The 20,487-nt window shown below is 37.5% G+C and carries 20 protein-coding genes; 11 read left to right on the top strand and 9 right to left on the bottom strand.

Annotated elements, in window-relative coordinates; all coding sequences use genetic code 11:
- Positions 1-303 precede the first annotated feature (303 nt).
- From KPC_RS01075 to KPC_RS01065, 3 genes are read right to left on the bottom strand one after another with little or no spacing between them, the layout of a single operon-like run.
- The gene (locus tag KPC_RS01075; protein ID WP_121972608.1) at positions 304-921 is read right to left on the bottom strand and encodes an OB-fold-containig protein; all 618 of its coding nucleotides are present in this window, start codon (positions 919-921) and stop codon (positions 304-306) included.
- Between the two features lie 18 nt (positions 922-939).
- Positions 940-1,248: a Rieske (2Fe-2S) protein gene (locus tag KPC_RS01070; protein ID WP_171334399.1), complete on the bottom strand. Its 309-nt coding sequence runs from the start codon at positions 1,246-1,248 to the stop codon at positions 940-942.
- A 15-nt stretch (positions 1,249-1,263) separates the two neighbouring features.
- Positions 1,264-2,268, bottom strand: a complete 1,005-nt coding sequence (locus KPC_RS01065; RefSeq protein WP_121972606.1) for an adenosine kinase — start codon at positions 2,266-2,268, stop codon at positions 1,264-1,266.
- A gap of 293 nt (positions 2,269-2,561) precedes the next feature.
- Between KPC_RS01065 and KPC_RS20295 the strand changes: the two genes are divergently transcribed.
- The 3 genes from KPC_RS20295 (at position 2,562) to KPC_RS01055 (ending at position 6,978) form a co-directional block, all read left to right on the top strand.
- Positions 2,562-2,726, top strand: coding sequence for a hypothetical protein (locus KPC_RS20295; protein ID WP_171334397.1), 165 nt, complete (start codon positions 2,562-2,564; stop codon positions 2,724-2,726).
- A gap of 136 nt (positions 2,727-2,862) precedes the next feature.
- A complete protein-coding gene (locus KPC_RS01060; protein ID WP_121972605.1) occupies positions 2,863-5,802 on the top strand; it encodes an insulinase family protein in 2,940 nt (979 codons plus the stop codon).
- A 24-nt stretch (positions 5,803-5,826) separates the two neighbouring features.
- A complete protein-coding gene (locus KPC_RS01055; protein WP_121972604.1) occupies positions 5,827-6,978 on the top strand; it encodes a phospholipase A in 1,152 nt (383 codons plus the stop codon).
- Between the two features lie 42 nt (positions 6,979-7,020).
- Here KPC_RS01055 and KPC_RS01050 read toward each other — a convergent pair whose 3' ends face one another.
- The gene (locus KPC_RS01050) at positions 7,021-8,361 is read right to left on the bottom strand and encodes a TrkH family potassium uptake protein (protein WP_121972603.1); all 1,341 of its coding nucleotides are present in this window, start codon (positions 8,359-8,361) and stop codon (positions 7,021-7,023) included.
- A gap of 1 nt (position 8,362) precedes the next feature.
- Complete coding sequence (locus KPC_RS01045) at positions 8,363-9,013, bottom strand: potassium channel family protein (protein ID WP_121972602.1); 651 nt, start codon at positions 9,011-9,013, stop codon at positions 8,363-8,365.
- Positions 9,014-9,183: 170 nt separating this feature from the next.
- Here KPC_RS01045 and KPC_RS01040 point away from each other — a divergent pair, with 170 nt between their 5' ends.
- Positions 9,184-9,684, top strand: coding sequence for a hypothetical protein (locus tag KPC_RS01040; protein WP_121972601.1), 501 nt, complete (start codon positions 9,184-9,186; stop codon positions 9,682-9,684).
- Between the two features lie 216 nt (positions 9,685-9,900).
- Here KPC_RS01040 and ilvA read toward each other — a convergent pair whose 3' ends face one another.
- Positions 9,901-11,439, bottom strand: coding sequence for a threonine ammonia-lyase, biosynthetic (ilvA, locus tag KPC_RS01035; RefSeq protein ID WP_121972600.1), 1,539 nt, complete (start codon positions 11,437-11,439; stop codon positions 9,901-9,903).
- Positions 11,440-11,544: 105 nt separating this feature from the next.
- On the opposite strand from ilvA, the gene rpiA reads away from it, so the two are divergent.
- Complete coding sequence (gene rpiA / locus KPC_RS01030; protein WP_121972599.1) at positions 11,545-12,216, top strand: ribose-5-phosphate isomerase RpiA; 672 nt, start codon at positions 11,545-11,547, stop codon at positions 12,214-12,216.
- A gap of 81 nt (positions 12,217-12,297) precedes the next feature.
- Positions 12,298-12,987 (top strand): M48 family metallopeptidase, encoded by a 690-nt coding sequence (locus KPC_RS01025; protein WP_121972598.1) that lies wholly within the window; start codon positions 12,298-12,300, stop codon positions 12,985-12,987.
- 76 nt (positions 12,988-13,063) lie between these two features.
- Here the strand turns inward: KPC_RS01025 and KPC_RS01020 are convergent, their stop codons facing one another.
- The gene (locus tag KPC_RS01020; protein ID WP_121972597.1) at positions 13,064-13,513 is read right to left on the bottom strand and encodes an AAA family ATPase; all 450 of its coding nucleotides are present in this window, start codon (positions 13,511-13,513) and stop codon (positions 13,064-13,066) included.
- Positions 13,514-13,686: 173 nt separating this feature from the next.
- On the opposite strand from KPC_RS01020, the gene argC reads away from it, so the two are divergent.
- From argC to KPC_RS00995, 5 genes are all read left to right on the top strand, one after another.
- A complete protein-coding gene (gene argC, locus KPC_RS01015; RefSeq protein ID WP_171334396.1) occupies positions 13,687-14,742 on the top strand; it encodes an N-acetyl-gamma-glutamyl-phosphate reductase in 1,056 nt (351 codons plus the stop codon).
- A gap of 80 nt (positions 14,743-14,822) precedes the next feature.
- A complete protein-coding gene (locus KPC_RS01010) occupies positions 14,823-15,572 on the top strand; it encodes a DUF6776 family protein (RefSeq protein ID WP_121972595.1) in 750 nt (249 codons plus the stop codon).
- A 17-nt stretch (positions 15,573-15,589) separates the two neighbouring features.
- A complete protein-coding gene (gene clpS / locus KPC_RS01005; RefSeq protein WP_121972609.1) occupies positions 15,590-16,003 on the top strand; it encodes an ATP-dependent Clp protease adapter ClpS in 414 nt (137 codons plus the stop codon).
- A 9-nt stretch (positions 16,004-16,012) separates the two neighbouring features.
- Positions 16,013-18,289 (top strand): ATP-dependent Clp protease ATP-binding subunit ClpA, encoded by a 2,277-nt coding sequence (gene clpA, locus KPC_RS01000; protein WP_121972594.1) that lies wholly within the window; start codon positions 16,013-16,015, stop codon positions 18,287-18,289.
- Positions 18,290-18,352: 63 nt separating this feature from the next.
- Entirely contained in the window at positions 18,353-18,706 is a 354-nt protein-coding gene (locus tag KPC_RS00995; protein WP_121972593.1) for a YnfA family protein, read from the top strand.
- A 203-nt stretch (positions 18,707-18,909) separates the two neighbouring features.
- Here the strand turns inward: KPC_RS00995 and KPC_RS00990 are convergent, their stop codons facing one another.
- Together KPC_RS00990 and argF are read right to left on the bottom strand one after the other, a co-directional pair.
- Positions 18,910-19,380 carry a hypothetical protein gene (locus KPC_RS00990; protein WP_171334395.1) on the bottom strand — a complete coding sequence of 157 codons (471 nt, stop codon included), beginning with the start codon at positions 19,378-19,380 and terminating at the stop codon, positions 18,910-18,912.
- A gap of 91 nt (positions 19,381-19,471) precedes the next feature.
- Positions 19,472-20,386 (bottom strand): ornithine carbamoyltransferase, encoded by a 915-nt coding sequence (argF, locus tag KPC_RS00985; RefSeq protein WP_121972592.1) that lies wholly within the window; start codon positions 20,384-20,386, stop codon positions 19,472-19,474.
- Between the last annotated feature and the right edge of the window lie 101 nt (positions 20,387-20,487).

The following is a 20,487-nucleotide window of genomic DNA, read 5'->3' as shown; positions in this document are numbered from 1 at the left end:
AAATAGCTAAATATTGAAATAATATTATTTATTATTGTTTAAAAATTAAGCAATAATAGGTTGCTTTTTATATGAATAATACGATGCTTGAGCACAAATACTTTATTTTGTGTTGAGTTTGTCAAAGTGAATAATGGAAAGTTAATTTGAGTGATTTTTTAAATAAAAATAGTATTAATAGGATAGATCATGATGTTGTTAGATGCTTTTTAAAGTCTGTAAGAGCGAAGGATAGATGTGATAAATCCTATTACTCAATAGAAGAAGGTAATATGATAAATTTTTACTAAAATCATCAATCAATCACAAGTGTAGCTCTGGATTAAATAAATGATTTGAAACTGATATTTTTTTAGCAATGTAATGAGATTTTTTAAAACGGATTAAAATGATCTGTGATTGAAACTCTAGTTCACCAAATTCTGGTTCAACTTGAACATAGTGCAATTGGCCGAATTCGTCACGAACACGTGCCTGGGCTGAAAAACCTGGACGTGCATTGCCACTGGAGACAGTTGCAAGTCGACCAAGCAGATTTATTCGGTTCGCTGAAAATTTGGGTTTTATCACTTGATCTAAACAGTGAATCATAAATACAGTAAAGAAAATAGCAATAATCAAGGCCGGGAATATAAGATAGTACCACGGTGCCAATTGACGCTGTGTAGCAAAGAACAAAAGCTGTAGAAAATAACCAGCGAAACTAAATGTAATCAATAAGAAGACAAAAATAAGAACTTTTGAAAATTTTACTTGGAGTAAGGGGGATTCTCTTAGCCAGGCTGGAGAAATACGCTTTATGAAAGTACTGGGGCGCATACCAATGTAATAGCCTATGGTTTCTGCCATACTGAGTAAAATCAATGCCATAAAACTTAAATTAAATGGTAGTAGATTTTGATTAAATAAGAAGTCGAGCATGGCAGTCCCTATAGAAGATTAGTCTTCCAGATATATTCCACCGTCGGAATGTACTTTGATATTCACTTTTTCAAGTGAGTCACCTTCACACGGTCCAAAGATGCATTTGCCTGTTTCAACTTCAAATAATGCACCATGTGTTGAGCACTGAATATATTCCTGATCTTGATCTAGAAATTGATTTTCTAAAAATTCAAGTTCTGTTTGCAAGTGGGGGCAAAGATTCTGATATGCATAAAAAGAACCATCCCGTTGAGTAATAAAAATAGTATCACCATCTTCTGTTTCAAAAGAGCGGGCTTCACGCTCAGGAATATCTTCAGTCATGCATATTCTATTCATTTACGCGCATTCCTTTTGGAAGTTTTGCAAAAGTTTAGCATAGTGTGTAAGTTCTAAACGTGGACCATATTGAGAGACTATTTCACTTGAGACAAGAATTGCTAGTTCTGTTGAAGTTTTTAAATCTTCACCATTATTTCGGGCATATAAAAAAGCACCTGCAAATGCATCGCCTGCACCTAGTGTATCAATAGCATTTACTTTGCGACCATCAATATAGAACTGTTCGTATTGATTCCCAACCAATGCACCTTTTTCACTTAATGTAATGACAACTTCATTACTTAGTAATTTTAATTTGGCAAAAGCAGCTTCGACTGAATCTGTTTTAGTATACATTTGTGCTTCATCTTCATTACAGAAGATTAGATCAACGCCGTCACCGATTAACTCATCCAGACCTTGACGTGCGTATTGCACCATAGCTGGATCAGAAAGTGTAAGTGCAATTTTTACGTTATTATCTTTTGCAATCTGACGTGCTTTTTTTACGGCTGCGCGTGCAGTATCACTAGTAGAGAGATAACCCTCAATATATAGCCATTTCGCACTTCTTAACGGTGATAAATCTATTTGTTCATCTGATAATTCGGCTGTAATCCCTAGATATGTTTGCATTGTGCGTTCTGCATCTGCACTAGACAAAACTACACAAGTGCCAGTTACACCATTACTCACTGATTTAAGTGATGTGGTAATACCTGCTTCGTTCAAGCCTTTTAGATATGTAGAACCAAACTCATCATGACCAACACGGCATGCATAAAATGCTGAACCGCCTAAGGCACTGAATGCTACTGTAGTATTTGCAGCAGATCCACCTGAAGCTTGTCCTTTGTTAACTTGGGTATTATTTAAATGATCTAGAAGTTTTTGTTGTGTTTCACCATCACTGAGTTGCATTGTCCCTTTTTGTAGATTTTGTTCGTTTAGAAACTCATCAGTTACTTTAAATTCCAAGTCAATCAATGCGTTACCAATCGCAAAAAGATCAATGTTAGTCATGTTGTGGTCACAGTTTTAAAGAAAGTAACAATTTTACATCATTGTTCAGTTTTTCAATAGATTCATGAATAAAATTCAGTGTGGTGTTTGGTTTCCCTGAAACAAATTATATGTGCTCTAAAGCTTAATAATGAGCTTTGATAAGGTTGGCGGTGTTTTAAATGAGGTGAGAATAGAATCTAATTTTTTATAATTGCATCGCCTCATATTGAAACGGCAGACGGCAGCAGGTGAAATGGTATGTACCAGATTAAGACGGTTTCATATTTAGCCTAATTTTAAAGGGTGTGGTATTGGTAGAATTTATTGAATTTTATTCAAGAGACACAGCTAAAAGTTATAAGGCAATCGTACTTTTTACAGATGTAACACAAGCAGGTCTGTTTTATGATGCATGTGGTTATAAAAGTGTGAACAATTTACCTAAAATTACACATCAAAAGTTTTTAAGTGCTTAAATTTTCTTATAAATACTAAATCCGATTAAAAAAGTTGGATAAAGCAATTAAACATTGTTGATTTAAGGATGAATTGTTGCAAAAACTAAAGCTATAATGTCCGGCAGTATTCAAATTTATATAATGAGGAAATTACATGACTGTAGATGTCACTGAAACCCTAACTCAATCTATTCACCCTGCGTTTCAGTTGATACGTCAACACCATGTTGAAGCTTTAGATATTTTAGTTTCTGAATTTAAACATAAAGTGACGGGTGCAATTCATTATCACTTGGCAACAGAACATGATGAAAATGTTTTTTTAGTGGCTTTTCGAACCCAGCCAATGGATTCAAAAGGTGAGGCACATATTTTAGAGCATACTGCTCTTTGTGGTTCCGAAAAGTTTCCAGTTCGTGATCCGTTCTTTTTAATGATTCGACGTTCATTAAATACATTTATGAACGCTTTCACTGCTGCAGATTGGACAGCATATCCATTTGCGACTCAGAATAAAAAGGATTTTCAAAACCTGTTATCTGTATATCTGGATGCAGCATTTGCTGCAAATCTGAATCCACTTGATTTTGCTCAAGAAGGGATTCGTATTGAGCTGGAAGATGGACAACCTGTTTATAAAGGGGTTGTTTTCAATGAAATGAAAGGTGCGATGAGTTCACCTTCAGATCAGCTTTACCATCAGTTGGCACATCATTTATTTCCAGAAACAACTTATCATTATAACTCTGGCGGTGATCCTAAAGACATTCCTGATTTAACTTATCAGGAGCTCGTTGATTTTTATAAGTCCCATTATCATCCAAGCAATGCAGTTTTTATGACATTTGGTAATACTTCTGCATATGAACTACAAGAACAGTTCGAAAAACTTGCCTTATCTAAGTTTGATAAAGGTACGACGATTTATTCTAAGCCAGAGAAGCGTTTAACCCAGCCTTTAGAGGTGACTGAAACTTATGCTGTGGATAGTGAAGATTTAAAAGATAAGACTTATCATATCATTTCATGGTTATTACCGCAGTCGAGCGAAATCAAGTTGCGTTTAGGCATGCGTCTGGTGGAAGGGGTATTACTCGAAAACTCAGCTTCACCATTACGTCACTATCTGGAAACTTGTGGTTATGCGCAGTCTACAGGCCCAATCATGGGGGTCGATGACAGCAATTTTGAAATGACATTCTATTGTGGAATTCAAGGCTCAAACCCTGAACACAGTGAAGCATTTAAAAATGGTGTTTTAAATGTTTTAAGAGAAGTAGCATCCAAGCCAGTTGACCAAGATATCGTGGATGCTATTTTACATCAAATTGAATTGCATCAACGTGAAATCAGTGGTGACGGAACACCTTATGGATTAACTTTAATTTTAAATGGCTTAAGTAGCGCAATTCATCATAGCGATCCAATCCATGTTTGGGATGTTGATTCTGCAATTGAACAGGTTAAAGAAGAGCTTAAGGATCCAATGTGGCTATCAAATCTGATTCAGACTTATTTACTGGATAATCCACATCGTGTACAGATGACTTTGGTTCCTGATGCGACAAAATCTATCAAAGAAGCTGAAGCTGAAAAGGTTCGTTTAGCTGAAATTGGTGAAAAGCTTACCGAGGATGATAGGGCGAAGATTATTGCTGAAACAGAAGCATTAAAGGCGCGTCAAGAAACAGCTGATGATTTGGATTTATTGCCTAAAGTCGGCTTAGAAGACATCCCAGCAGAGCTTGCTATTGTTCAGGGACAATTACATGAAGTGATTAGTAATGGTATCGATACACCATTAAATTTATATCATGCTGGAACAAATGGGCTTTATTACCAACAAGTGTTGATCCAGATTCCTGATGCGATTGTTCAGTCACCTTATTTTAATCTACTTTCAATTTTAATGGGTGAAGTAGGTGCTGGAGATTATAACTATTTGCAACTGCAACAATTGCAAACAGCTATAAGTGGTGGCCTGGGAATGGGGGCATCGTTACGTAGCAAGGTTGATGATAAAGGTAAAATTTCTGCCTGGTTAACACTAACGACAAAATCATTGAGTCATAATTTAGAAGCCATTGGGTTGCTAAAATTGGCATTCGAAAAGTTACGTTTTGACGAAAAAGACCGGATTATTGAGTTGCTCCAGCAACGTAAGACGCGTTGGGCTTCGCGTATTTCAGGTTCTGGTCATAGTTATGCAATGCAAATTGCATCAAGAAATATGAGTGCATTGGCTAACCGGGACTATCACAACACAGGGTTAGGTGCTTTAAACTGGTTAGGTGATTTAGTTGCAAAAATTGAAAAAGATGAAGCACTTTATGCTGAATTTATTTCTGAGCTGCAAACAATTCATCGTGCTTTGTTACTCGCACCAAAACAATTTTTGTTGGTTTGTGAGGAGCAGCATTCGGAACGCTTGATTGAAGAAGTGCAAAGTGTATGGGATAAGGTGGATGTAGACACGTCATCACTTTATTTAACTCAAGTTGCTCAGGAAAACTCAAAACAGGATCAAGCATGGCTAATTCAGGCTAATGTTCAATTCTGTGCTTCAGCATATCAGGCAGTTGATGTTTCTCATCCAGATGCAGCACCATTGATGGTACTTTCTGGTTATTTACGTAATGGTTTCTTGCATAGTGCTATCCGTGAGAAAGGTGGTGCTTATGGTGGTGGTGCAAGTTATGATGGCAATGCGTGTGCATTCAGGTTTTATAGTTATCGTGATCCACGTTTAGCAGAAACATTTAAGGATTTCGAGGCTAGTTTAGAATGGCTGATGAATACTGAGCAAAAGCCTTATCAACTTGAAGAAGCTATTTTAGGTTTGATTTCTGGTATGGATAAACCAGGTTCTCCAGCTGGAGAAGCAATAACAGCATGTTATGCACTATTGCATGGTCGTACACCAGCCTTTAGAAAGTTAATGCGTGAGCGAATTCTAAATGTCACACTTGATGACCTAAAACGTGTTACAGAAGTATATTTGCTCAATCAAAAGCCAGTTAAAGCTGTTGTTGCGCCATTTGCTAAAAAAGATGCACTGCTAGAATTGGGCTTTGAAATTAAACAAGTGAACTAAAAAAATAATTTTTGGAGAGTTACTATGCCGTTCAATTTAAGTGAACGCGTACCGTTTAAGCTGAGCGTATTATCAATACTCGGCTTGGGGGTAGTATCATTAAGCCATGCATCAGATGATGCTTCTCCGTTACATCCAATGACAGCACAAGCATGTGCTGCTTTGGAATCGAATGCAGAGCGTTTAACCTGCTATGACTCGCTATTCAAAGTTCCAGAACCAGATCGTCCGGTTTTAGTTTCTGAACGTGTTGCAGCTGATGAAATTGCACCTGAAGAAATCAAACCTAAAACCGTGACTGAAAAGATTAAACATCAGGTTAGTAACTTATTTGCTGTTGAAGCGCCAAGAATTGACCCAAATACTTCATTGCTTGATAAACGCTGGGAGCTTTCACCTGAGAGTAAATTAGGGACGTTTAATATTCGTGCTTATCAACCTGTTTATTTACTTCCAGCGTTTTGGACAAGTGATAAAAATGAGACGCCATATAGTCCAAATTCAAATAATCGGGTGTTAGTACCACAAGACTTAAATTCTACGGAATTAAAATTTCAGCTTTCATTGAAAACCAAAGCTTGGGAAAACATCTTTGGGGATAATGGAGATTTATGGGTTGGCTATACTCAGTCTTCACGTTGGCAGTCATACAATAGCAAAGAATCTCGACCATTTCGCGAGACAAATTATGAGCCTGAAGCTAGCCTCATGTTTAGAACTAATTATGAGATATTGGGATTAAATGGGCGTCTGTTAGGTTTAACTTTAAATCATCAGTCTAATGGTCGTTCTGATCCTTTGTCCCGTAGCTGGAATCGCGTTATCCTAAATCTTGGTTTAGAGCGTGGTAATTTCGCATTGATGCTACGTCCTTGGTACCGGCTTGAGGAGGATGCAAAAGATGATAATAATCCAGATATTAAAGACTATATGGGGCGTGGTGACTTAACTGCATTTTATCGATATAAAAAGCATGACTTTAGTTTAATGTTACGACACTCTTTGCGAGGAGGCAGTGACTCACATGGTGCTGCCCAGTTTGATTGGACGTTCCCAATATCCGGAAATTTGCGTGGTCATTTTCAGTTATTTAATGGTTATGGTGAAAGCTTGATTGATTATAACCATAGAGCGACATATGTCGGCTTGGGCATTAATTTAATGAATTGGTACTAAATTCAAGACTAAAAACCACTCAAAAACGAGTGGTTTTTTATGCTATCCAATTTGGATTTCTGTTTCAGGATGACTGACTCTACTTTTCCTCGGTGTTGCAATCAAATAAGCAAGTGTTAGAGGACCAAGACGACCAGCAAACATTAAAAACATCAAGGCACATAAGCTCATTGGCTTCAAGTCTTGTGTAATACCACGAGAAAGTCCAACAGTACAAGCAGCTGAAACGGCTTCAAATAATAAATCTAAAAAGTTTTTCCGTGGTTCTAATATGAGTAAGGTAAAAAAGCCGATAATAATCAGCATGGCTGTGATTGAAATAACGGCTAAAGCCTTGAACGTAGTGCGTTGAGGGATGGTACGGTTGAAAACTGTAAGCTCATCTTCTCGTCTCAGGAAGCTAATAACACTTAAGGCAACAATAATAAATGTCCCAACTTTAATTCCTCCAGCGGTACTTAATGAGCCTCCGCCTATAAACATGAGAAACATGGTGACCAGCGTGGCAGGATTGGACATACTTCCGATATCGACACTATTAAACCCTGAAGAGCGGGGAACAGTTGCATGGAACCATGCATTGAGAGCCTGATCACCTATAGACATAGGAGCTAGCGTAAGCGGGTTATTGGCTTCCAGACTCCAGATTACAATAAAGGCAAACAGGTTTAATCCTGCGATTGTTGAAAGAATTAATTTACTATTTGGTGAGAGCTTTTTCCAACCTTTACACCGTTTAATATCCATAAGTACAACAAAGCCAATTCCGCCAATAATATAGAGCATACTGATGGTAAAAGTAACTAGATATTGCCCAGAAAAGCTCATTAAACTATTGGGAAATAATGAAAAGCCACCATTATTAAAGGCGGAAATACTATAAAACAATGCATAAAAGAAGGCATGTGAGAAATCGTAATGTTCCATCCATGCAATGGTTAGAATGGTTGTACCAACTGCTTCAAAAAACAGTGAATAGATCAAAACGCCTTTAACTGTAAATGTTGCCTGTGAAAGACTGGTTTGACCTATGGTTTCCTGTGCCATAACCTGTTGCTTAATCCCGATTTTTGGGGAGAGGCTGAGAGCAGCAAGTATCGCAAAACTCATAAAACCTAATCCACCGCATTGGATGAGTAACATGACAACAACTTTACCAAATAGCGTAAATGAATCACCAACATTGACAACAGAAAGGCCAGTAATTGTGACTGCAGATGTCGCTGTAAAAAGGGCATTAATCCAGCTCAAATCTCCCTTATGTGCAAACGGTAACTTAAGCAGTAGCGTTCCAATAATAATGAAACTGAGAAAACCCACAGCAAGCAGACTTGGTGGGCTGAGATTGATACTTTGATGTTTTTTATTAATCAGTTGTTTCATATTAGAGGAAACGCGTTGAAAGCTGTTTTAACTCATCTACAGGGCCTTCAAGAATTAAAATATCTTTTTCCTGTAAAATGGTGCCTGGTGCAATTTCATAAATCACATGAGAGCCGCGCTGCAACAACAAAGTTTTAATGTCATGTGTATTATCCATAATAGTTTGGTATTGAGCACCTTGCAAATTGCTCGCAATTTCAATTTTAACGATATAACGGTCATTATTTAGAGCCATATAGCGTCGAATCATTGGGTAGCTTAGATTTTGTGCCACCCGTATCCCCATATCTTCTTCAGGATGAATAATTTTTGTAATACCTAAATGGGAAAGGATCATATGATGAGCTTGAGATTTTGCTTTCACCATAATTTTTTGAATACCCAGATTTTTTAAATGGAGTACACATAAAATACTGGCTTCGATATCTTCACCAATTGCAACGACCACCGCATCACAATTTTTTATATTAAGCTCATCCAGAACATGCTCATCGGTTGCATCAGCAATCACAGCGTGAGTCAAACGATCGGAAATATTTTCCACATTTTTTTTAATGCTATCTATACCGATGACATCGTGATTTAAGTCCATCAGCTCAAGTGCAACAGTCGCACCAAAACTTCCTAAACCGATCACAGCAAATTGTGCCATATAAAAAATTATCCTTTGAGTATGTCTTAAATTGATTAAAACAAATAAGTGCAGAAATTATACAAGAGCGCATCAAACGAAATGGCGAACTCTTATATTTTATAGTTAAACGCTTTAAGCATCCAACAAATTATAAGTCATGATAAAAGATTAATCTTGGAAGAATCTATATGAAAAGTGAACTATTTGAGACATTTCGAATTATTTTTCCCGAATTACGAAATTATGAAGAGCCGGGTGATCTGTCGGATCTGGAAGAACTATATGACTGGTTAAATACTGAAGTTTCCAATATACAGCAAATTGATATTGCGAATTATCGAGATAATGGAATTGATGAATGTGATCAGTTAAATAACAGACATCATGTGGATATTGAAGCGTTAAAAAGTAAGATTGAACTGGATATCAGATCTTACTATCAGCGTTATAAAGAGGGTGATGAAGAACAAGATCTGGATCATATGTATAGTAATGATGAACAATTTACCTTGGACGCAATTTTAAAAAATCTAAAAGATGTTGCTGAAAATTATAATTTAACTTTATTTGTGATCTATGCCGAAGATCCATACTGGTTACTCGTTCCGACTGATAATGAGTTGAATGAACAGTTGCTTACCGTTTTTAATGATATTTATGAGGATGAGGCACCAATGGCTGTGATTTGATAAGCGTTATTGTAATGTTATTGGTCTGCATCATGCAGTATCATAAATTGCTTGTATTTAATATAAATATGGAAAAGTTTGTAATTTTATTTAGAAAACTGATTAAGTTAAATAGTTGAGTGAATTATAAGATTGAAAAATATAAGGTTTTAAAAGTTTTTTAAATTTATTTTAAGTGAGTAAGAATCTTGTTAGATTATTACTCACCATTGGCAATTATTTCAAGAAACGCTTATATCCGAGATTATCTGAAATTTCGACATATGGATAAGTAATATTTTCCAGTGTTTCAATCAGGCCATCGGGATTTTGTTTAGCATCTTCTGCTTCTAAACCAACCAGTACACGACCTTCTGCAGCACCATGATTGCGGTAATGGAATAGGGTGATGTTGTGTGTTGGCCCTAAACGTTCAAGGAATGTTAACAAAGCACCTGGACGTTCAGGGAACTCGACACGGAACAAACGCTCATTTTCAATACTGGCGTGACCACCAACCAGATACCGAATATGCAATTTCGCAACTTCATCATCAGATAAATCATCGACATCGTATTTGGTTTTTAAAAGATCGTAAATTTCGTGACGTTCTTTTTCACCTGACTTTAAACTGATACCAACAAATACCTGGGCTTGGCTGTTATCACTGGCGCGATAGTTAAACTCGGTAATGTTACGTCCTTGAAGTGTACGGCAAAAGTTAAGGAATGAACCCTTTTCTTCAGGGATAGTGACTGCATAAATTGCTTCTTTACGTTCACCAAGTTCAGTGCGTTCTGCAATATAGCGTAGACGGTCAAAGTTCATGTTGGCGCCACAAACAATGGACACCATATTTTTATTTTCTAAACCGTGTTGCTCAACGTATTTTTTGATACCAGCTAAAGCCATTGCACCAGACGGTTCAACGATACTGCGGTTTTCATCAAAAGTATCTTTAATGGCCGCACAGATTTCATCTGTATTAACCAAAACAACATCAGGATCAACAATAGGACCGGAGTTATCAGATTTTTGCAGACGAATAACATCAAATGGTAACTCGCCGATTTGAGCGACTGCAGTACCATCAGCAAATAAACCAACCTGAGGCAAAATGACACGTTCATTTGCTTCCAAAGCGGCTTTTAAGCAGGCTGACTCGTCATATTCGACGGCAATAACCTGAACGTGTGGCGCAACGTCACCCAAGTATGCTGCAACGCCTGAGATTAAACCACCACCGCCAACAGCAACAAAAACATAATCTACATCACGCCATTGACGCAAAAGCTCATTGGCGATTGTTCCTTGCCCGGCAATTACCAACTCATCATCATAAGGTGGGATAAATGTCAAACCTTCATCTTCTGCACGTTGAATGGCGTATTTATTGGCAACATCAAATGAATCACCGTATAGAACGACATCTCCACCTAAACGTTTTACAGCCTGTACTTTGATGTCAGGTGTGGTTTTAGGCATGACAATAATGGCGCGAATGCCCAGTTTCTGACCAGATAAAGCCACGCCTTGCGCATGGTTACCTGCTGAAGCTGTGATAACGCCACGTTCTAACTGAGATTTCGGTAATTGACTAATACGGTTGTAGGCACCGCGTAGCTTAAAGGAAAAGACAGGTTGTAAGTCTTCGCGTTTAAAGCGAATGTTATTGTTTAACTTTTGACTAATTCGTGGCGCTGCTTCGAGTGGGGTTTCGATTGCAACGTCATATACCGTTGCTTGTAAAATTTGTCGAACCAAACGAGACAGCATGTTAATCTTCCCTCTAACAGTTTAAAATAGGCGCTTATTGTAACAAACCCCGTTCCGTTTGCGCCTTAATTTTTTGGCAAATGTGAAAAATAGTTGAGTGATACCATGAGTCTATATGCAACCCAAGATGAGAAAAAACAAGCCGCAGCCAAAGCAGCTTTAAAACACTTGCCAAAAGGTGGCATTTTAGGTGTTGGTACAGGGAGTACTGTCAATTTCCTGATTGATCTTTTACCAGAACTTCAACTTGAAGCTGCTGTTGCAAGTTCAGAAGCAACTGCTGAACGTCTAAAAAAACTGGGCATTGAAGTTGTAGATATGAATAGTGTTGGCGGACTGGATGCTTATGTAGATGGCGCCGATGAAATTGATCGTCACATGCATATGATTAAAGGTGGTGGAGCAGCACTTACCCGTGAAAAAATTGTGGCATCTATTGCCAAAAAATTTGTATGTATTGTAGATGATTCTAAATGGGTTGAGCAGCTTGGACGTGAGTTTCCACTTCCTGTTGAAGTTATTCCTATGGCACGCTCGGCAGTTGCCCGTAAAATTGTTACATTAGGTGGTGATCCTGCTTATCGTGAAGGCGTGGTGACTGATAATGGTAATGTTATTCTGGATGTTTACAATCTAAATATTCTAAATGCGCTTGAACTTGAAAAAACCTTGAATGACATTCCTGGTGTGGTGACAAACGGAATTTTTGCTTTAAATAAAGCTGACATTGCGATAGTTGCTACCAATGATGGAATCGAAGAACGCACAGCAGTATAAAACAACTCATTTGTACCCTCCCATTTAAAAGTGGGAGGGTTTTCATCAAAGAATGACTTGATGAGTGTTAAAAAATAATTTATGCAAAAGCGAATTGAACTCCCAGAGATAAAGCTTGTCCGACATGCACGTGCAACACGATTACGACTCCGTGTTGAGCCAACGCAAATTCGATTGACTGCACCAGTTTTTTGTACCAAACGGCAAATCCAGAAATTTTTAGATGATTCTGAACAATGGTTACTTGAAACATGGAAGAAACAGCAAGACCAGCAACTCGGTACAACTGGACAATTACCTCAAACTTTACAACTTTTTAATCTTGATCAACCTTTAGAGGTTATTTATCAAACCCAGAAATCGTCTTTTATTTTTGATGATGAAAATTTACAGCTATTTATCAGTGACCGGCATCCTGAGAGTTACTTAAAAACATTTGTTATTTCATATGCAAAGATTTATTTACCTAAATACTTGTCACAAGTGAGCAATGAAATAAACTTAAGTTTTGGTCAATGTGCTGTCCGTCAGCCTAAAACCCGATGGGGAAGTTGCACCGCTAGGCATGACATTATGCTCAATAGTGGTTTGGTATTATTCCCACAAGAAATTACACGTTATGTTTGTGTACATGAGTTGGCACATACTCAACATTTTGACCATAGCCCACATTTTTGGGGACTTGTTGAACGTTTTGACCAAAATTATAAACAGCATCGGAAGTTACTCAAAAATAGTCCAATGCCATACTGGTGGTATGCCAAAGCTTAATTATCATGTTTTGAGTTTTCAAAAATATTATCTTTATGTTCTATTGGTTGAAAGCGATGAATATGTTGGTGAATCTCTAAACTATAATGATCTGCGTAAAGCCCTCATTCAGTGTCGGTTTTTCCAATGCATTAAATACGTTATGGAGTGCAGATTGATCTACGATTTCATCTGCTGGTCTCAGTAGATTTCGCTCTAAACAGGTTGATAATTCAGTTTGAAAATAGACTGCAATATACTCCATGCCGGATTGTTTAATTATGTCTATTACTTTTTTTCTTTCAGAGGATTTTACAAGAATGGCATCAAAAATAATAGCCTTTGAGTCAACTTTGAGCTGCTGCTTTGCCCATGAAGTTTTTCCAGATGCTTGACAACCAATGAGTAGATATACTTTGTTAAATTGTCCGGATTGAATAGCTTTCTTTAATGCAAGATAACATTGCTGCCAAGCATGGTTATTTCTCTCAGGTGTATAAATCCGGCCGTTTGGTGTTTCTAAGAAATAATCTGGATTGATATGCATTATTTTGTTCTTTTAGTGAAATTCTTCATAGTATAGTTTCAATCTATTGTCAGATGATATGCAGAATAAATGATTATAAAAAATCATCAATCCCAACTAAAACAGTTTAGAAAATCAAAACTTCCTGTCATACTATAAAGTCGTTGAAATGGAAACTTTTATAAGCTGAGGTATTGAACGTGACTACTGTTGGAATCGTGGGTGGAACAGGTTATACGGGCGTTGAGTTATTACGTCTTTTACTACGACATCCAAATGTTCAAGTTAAAGTGCTTACTTCCCGTACCGAAGCAGGTAAACCCGTCGCTGATATGTTTCCAAGTCTACGAGGGCAAACTGATTTAGCATATTCTGATCTAGATATTGAAGTCTTAAAACAGTGTGATGTTGTATTTTTTGCAACCCCACATGGTGTCGCGATGAAACATGCTGCTGAGTTAATTGCTGCCGATACGAAAGTTATTGATCTGGCTGCGGATTTTCGTTTGCAAGATCTTGAACAGTTTGAAAAATGGTATGGTCTGGAGCATGCTTGTCCAGATATATTGAAAGACTCGGTCTATGGGTTGTCAGAATTAAATCGTGAAAAGATCAAAACAGCAAAAGTTGTTGGTAATCCAGGCTGTTATCCTACAACTGTACAGTTAGGTCTTGCTCCATTATTCAGGGCAAATGACACTTTAGTGAAACCTGAAAGTATTATTATTGATGCAAAATCAGGTGTTTCTGGTGCTGGTCGTAAAGCGAGCATGGGAATGATCTATTCTGAAAATGCAGATAACTTTAAAGCATATGGTGTAGCAGGTCATCGCCACCATCCTGAAATTGTTGAAGCACTGGAAAATATTTCAGGTTTGAAAGGTGTTTTTGACCATATCCTGTTTGTACCTCATTTGGTACCGATGATTCGTGGAATGCTTAGTACGATCTATCTGGATCTTACAGATGCTGGTGACAATACAGATCTACAAAAACTTTATGAAGAGTTTTACGCAAATGAGCAGTTTGTTGATGTCATGCCAGCAAATAGTTCACCTGAAACCAGAAGCGTACGTGGTGCGAACCAGCTTCGTATAGCATTGTATAAACCTCAACCGAAAAAACTTGTTGTACTTTCTGTACAGGATAATTTGGTCAAGGGTGCGGCAGGACAAGCAGTTCAAAACATGAACTTAATGTTTGGTTTTGCTGAAAATGCAGGCTTACAAGGCATTGGATTATTACCATAAAAAACGTTTTAATACTTCACACACATTTAAATTTGGATTTAAATGTGTGATCTGTTTCATTCAAAAAATTCGAGAGAACGATGTATAACTCAGAAACAAACGACTCCACAAACTCGGCTCAATTGAATAAAAAGCCATTTATGCGAGGCAACTCTCCATTAGCGATTGGAGGTGTTGTGCTGTGCGTAGGAAGTTTGCTTATTGGTTATACTGTTGGACATAGACAAGGATTGAGTGTTGTTGGATACGATGCAGATGCACAACAACTTGTTGATGTTGTAGATAAGCAAAAAGTCGCGATTTCTGCGATGAATAAAAGTCTAAATGCTACTGTTCAGGAGCGTGATGTTGCTGTCACAAATTCTAATGATTTATTGGAGAAATTAAATTCAACCAAAGCTGAAAAAGATCAGTATCTGAGTCAGGCTTTGATGTATCGTGAAATTTTAAGACTTCGCGGTGGTTTGAGTTTGACAGTGCAAAATCTTGCGATTAAACCATTACCTGAAAATGCGTTTGAATATCAGATTGATCTTTTACAAGTCAGTCCAGCACATCGCCGTGTTTCTGGAACTGTTGAATTGCGTTTAATCAGTGGGACAGAGGTGCTTACAGTGCCTTTGGAAGACAACAAATATAATTTTGAAGATTATGCCCGTTTAACTGGTCGCTGGACGATGCCAAAAGGATTTAATCCGCAATTTATTGAAGTTCGTTTAAATGGCGGTACTTCTGTAATCAGACGTTTCAGTTGGTCTCGAGGAAAGCCTGTTGAATCATCAACTTCAATTATTTCTGAAATTCCACAAGCTGAAGCAAATGCTCAGTAATGAAGAAACAATATTTTATGCGTAGTACGAAGAAACGAACTCAAATTAATGAATTAAAAGCTTCTTTTTTTCAAACAGGATATGTGGATTGGCATATCAGTCCACGTATGAGTTCAGCCTCTGATGAGCATCCAGAAGGTGATGTTGTTGTTCAGACTGCACCTCCACAAGTCAAACGACCGCCGATGTATGCTGTGGTTTTATTGAACGATGATTACACCCCGATGGATTTTGTAATCGAAATTTTACAACAATACTTCGCAATGAATCTTGACCAAGCCACTCAAGTAATGTTAACAGTACATTATGAAGGAAAAGGTGTTGCTGGTGTCTACCCAAGAGATATTGCAGAGACGAAAGCAAACCAGGTAAATAATTATGCTCGGTCACAAGGTCATCCACTACTTTGTCAGATTGAGCCCAAAGAATAGGGGGGTCTTATGCTCAGTCGTCAATTGGAAGTATCTTTACGTTTGGCAGTAAGCATGGCTCGTCAAAAGAGACATGAGTTTCTTACAGTTGAGCATTTATTATTAGCTTTACTTGATAATGATTCTGCCGTAAATGCATTAAAAGCATGTGGCGCGGATATTGTGAGCTTACGAAAAGAGTTAGAAGAATACGTAGAACAACATACACCGAAACTTGGTGAAAATAGTGATCAAGCTCCTCATCCTACAGAAAGTTTTGATCGTATTTTGCAGCGAGCAATTTTTCATGTTCAGTCCAGTGGTGGTGACCGAACAGTAGAAGGTGCTGATGTACTGGTTGCAATGTATTCTGAACGTGATTCCTTTGCTGTTTATTTGCTTAAACGTCATCAAATTAACCGCTTAACTCTGACTCAGTATTTATCACACGGAACACGTAAAGATGAAATACAGGTCGAAGAAGAAAATGAAGATCTGGAAGGTGAAGCAAATGCATCGCAAAATGCGGGTCCTTTAGAGCTTTATACAGTTAATTTGAATATTGAAGCACAGAAAGGAAAAACAGATCCCTTGATTGGGCGTGAGAAAGAAATCGAGCGTACTGCCCAAATTCTATGCCGTCGTCGTAAAAATAATCCATTGTTAGTTGGTGATCCTGGTGTAGGTAAAACATCAATTGCTGAAGGACTGGCGTGGTTAATTGTTAATGGTAAGGCCCCTAAGCCACTTGCAAATGCTGAAGTTTATAGTCTGGATATTGGTTCATTAGTTGCTGGTACCAAATATCGTGGTGATTTTGAAAAGCGTTTAAAACAGCTTTTAAACGCACTCAAGAAAAATCCAAATGCAATTTTATTCATTGACGAAATCCACATGATTATTGGTGCAGGCTCAAGTATGGGGAGCACAATGGATGCTTCGAATCTGATTAAACCTGCACTGGCAAATGGTACTTTACGTTGTATCGGATCAACGACATTTCAGGAATATCGTCAGGTTTTTGAAAAAGATCATGCTTTGTCCCGCCGTTTCCAAAAGATTGATGTGAATGAGCCATCTATATCGGAAAGCATTGATATTTTACGTGGTTTAAAAAGCAAGTTTGAAGATTTTCATCACGTTGAATATGAAGATAAAGCACTGGTATCTGCGGTTGAGCTTTCAGCTAAATTTATCAATGACCGTTTCTTGCCAGATAAAGCCATTGATGTGATTGATGAAGCTGGGGCGCAGCGTCGTCTTAAAGCTGAAAATGATGGTACTTTGATTACTGTTGAAAATATTGAAGATATTGTATCCAAGATTGCACGTATTCCTCCGAAAACAGTTTCTAAGGATGATAAGTCTGTACTTGAGCATTTAGAAAGAGATCTTAAACGTGTAGTGTTTGGACAGGATGAAGCGATTACAGCACTTGCATCAGCAATCAAGCTTTCGCGTGCAGGCTTAAAATCACCTGATAAGCCAGTTGGTAGCTTTGTTTTCGCAGGTCCTACAGGTGTAGGTAAAACAGAAGTTACAAAACAGTTGGCAAAACTGCTCGGTGTCGAGTTGGTGCGTTTTGATATGTCTGAATATATGGAGCGTCATGCAGTTTCACGATTGATTGGTGCGCCTCCAGGTTATGTAGGTTATGATCAGGGTGGTTTGCTGACAGATGCAATTCATAAAAATCCACATTGTGTACTGCTTCTGGATGAGATTGAAAAAGCACATCCAGATGTCTTTAACTTGTTGTTACAGGTTATGGATCATGGTTCATTAACAGATAATAATGGGCGCAAGTCAGATTTTCGTAATGTGATTATTGTCTTGACCACCAATATTGGGGCAGAAAGTATTTCACGTACAAGTATCGGTTTCACTGAACAAGACAACAGTAATGATAATCAGGAAGCAATGAAACGTGCATTCTCACCAGAGTTCCGTAACCGTCTGGATGGTGTGATCCAGTTTAAAGCATTACCAACCTCTGTTATTGAGTCTGTGGTAGACAAATTCCTGACAGAATTACAAGCACAACTTGATGAGAAAAAAGTGGTACTTGAAGTGGATCAAAGCGCACGTGACTGGATGGCCGAAAATGGTTATGATCGTTTGATGGGTGCCCGTCCAATGCAACGCCTGATACAGGAACATTTGAAAAAACCGCTTGCTGAAATGATTCTGTTTGGTGAGCTCGCAGATCATGGTGGTAATGTGGCTGTATCTGTGAAAAAAGAAAATGGCAAAGCTGTTGGTCTGAAACTTGAAGTTTTTGAAGATCAAACTGCTGAACCAGCTTAAATATTTTTTACTGAAAAAACCCGTGCTTGGCACGGGTTTTTTCATGATGATTTAAGGTGAAAAATGGATATTCAAATTATGAAAATTATTACGACATTTTTCTTGTTTTTTGTTACTGCAATTGCCGAGATTTTAGGTTGTTATTTTCCATATTTAATTTTAAATCAGGGGAAGACATATTGGTTATGGATACCAGCCATAGTTAGTTTGGGGGTATTTGTCTGGTTGTTGACATTGCATCCCGCTGCATCAGGAAAGATTTATGCGGCATACGGTGGAGTTTATATTTTTACGGCATTGATGTGGCTCAGGTTGGTCGATCAAATGCCGCTAACTCGTTGGGATATACTGGGTGGTTTTATTGTTTTAGTGGGTGCGGCAGTGATTATTTTACAGCCACAAGGTTTATTGCGGTAAATTTGAATATTTAATGCTTTAAATTAGGAGACTGAAATTATCTCAAGTCTGCTTGTATAATTTGAGAAGGCTTTATTGTATAAATATTTAACTATATAATTTTATTAGACTTATTTTTTTTGATTAAAATTCATACTCAGCCTTTAAAATCAGTTAGTTATCAATTTTTATGCAACAGAGCCTGTCACGTCCATAAATCTTAATTAATAACGACATTGTTGATTTGAAATTTTAAAAATGTATTGATGATGTTCGGAACTGAGTTTGATATCAGCATAATACGGATTGTTACGCTGAAATTCATGCTCAAAAATGATTGAACAGTTTTCTAAAATATTACGTTTTAATAGTGATTTGACTTCGGGCTCACCAATATCTTTTTCAAATTGATTGAAATCTGGTGTAGTAATAATACCTTGAATTTCTATATGGTCGGTATGTAGACGTAATTTTTCTATCAGTGTGTTTTGATCAATTTGTAGAGGGAGAGTTCTGGAATCTTCGTCACTTAAATAAGATAGTAAATCTTTTAACCCGATTTGGTTTTTGATTTTAAAGTCTGTGTCAATATATTGTTTTTTAATCAAATACTGGTCAAGTTCTGAAGGGGCTGCATGTGCAACAATAGTAGTACAGAGGCAGATTAGACTTATTGATATTGCTTTAAGGTTCATTGCGATAAATCACATAATAATTTTCTGTATTTTATTATACATATCTCAAAAAAATAGGCACTAGATGTGCCTATTAATATGTGAAGAATATTTATTTAAGATTTTCATTGATTAAAAATTCAACCAATGCCTTTTGTGCATGTAAACGGTTTTCTGCTTCATCCCATACTACAGCATTTTTGTGATCAAGCATGTTTTCAGAAATCTCTTCACCACGATGAGCAGGTAGACAGTGCATAAATAAACAGTCAGGATGAGCTAAATCCATCAGTTTTTCATTAACCTGATAGTCTGCAAAAGCTTTTTCACGGATTTTCTGTTCTTCTTCTTGCCCCATGCTAGCCCAGACATCAGTTACGATTAAGTCTGCATTTACAGCAGCATCTTCGGCAGAGTTAACAAGTTCTACACAATGAGCAAATTCAGAAAGAAATTGTTCTTGTGGCTCATAACCTTTAGGCGAAGCAATTTTAAGCTTAAAGCCCCACATATGCGCAGCTTCAATATATGAATTACACATATTATTACCATCACCAATCCATGCTACTGTCTTGCCTTCAATTGGACCACGATGCTCAACGAAGGTTTGAACATCAGCAAGAAGCTGACAAGGGTGGTGATCATCTGTTAAGGCATTGATGACAGGAACTTTGGAATATTCAGCAAAACGTTCAACAATGTCATGACCAAATGTACGAATCATTATGATATCAAGCATGCTCGATATTACGCGTGCTGAGTCTTCGATGGGTTCTCCACGACCAAGTTGAGTATCTCTTGAAGACAGGAAAATTGCACTGCCTCCAAATTGACTCATGCCTGCTTCAAAAGAAACACGGGTACGTGTACTCGATTTTTCGAAAATCATTCCCATTACTTTACCAACGAAAGGTTGGAATACTTCGTTATTGTGTTGCATGCGTTTAAGCTCTTGCGCACGCTCGATAATGCGGTTGAGTTCAGCTGTTGATAAGTCACGTAAAGTAAGAAAATGTCGTAGAGCCATGGTTACTCCACAATAATTGCCAAGCCAATAAAAAATTGACCAACAATTAATTGTTGGTTGATGAAAGAAAAAGAGAATCGACTAATATACTATATCAAACG

Origin of the sequence: Acinetobacter stercoris (assembly GCF_900323515.1) — a bacterium.
Lineage (GTDB): Bacteria > Pseudomonadota > Gammaproteobacteria > Pseudomonadales > Moraxellaceae > Acinetobacter > Acinetobacter stercoris.
This window is presented reverse-complemented; position numbering and strand designations above follow the sequence as displayed.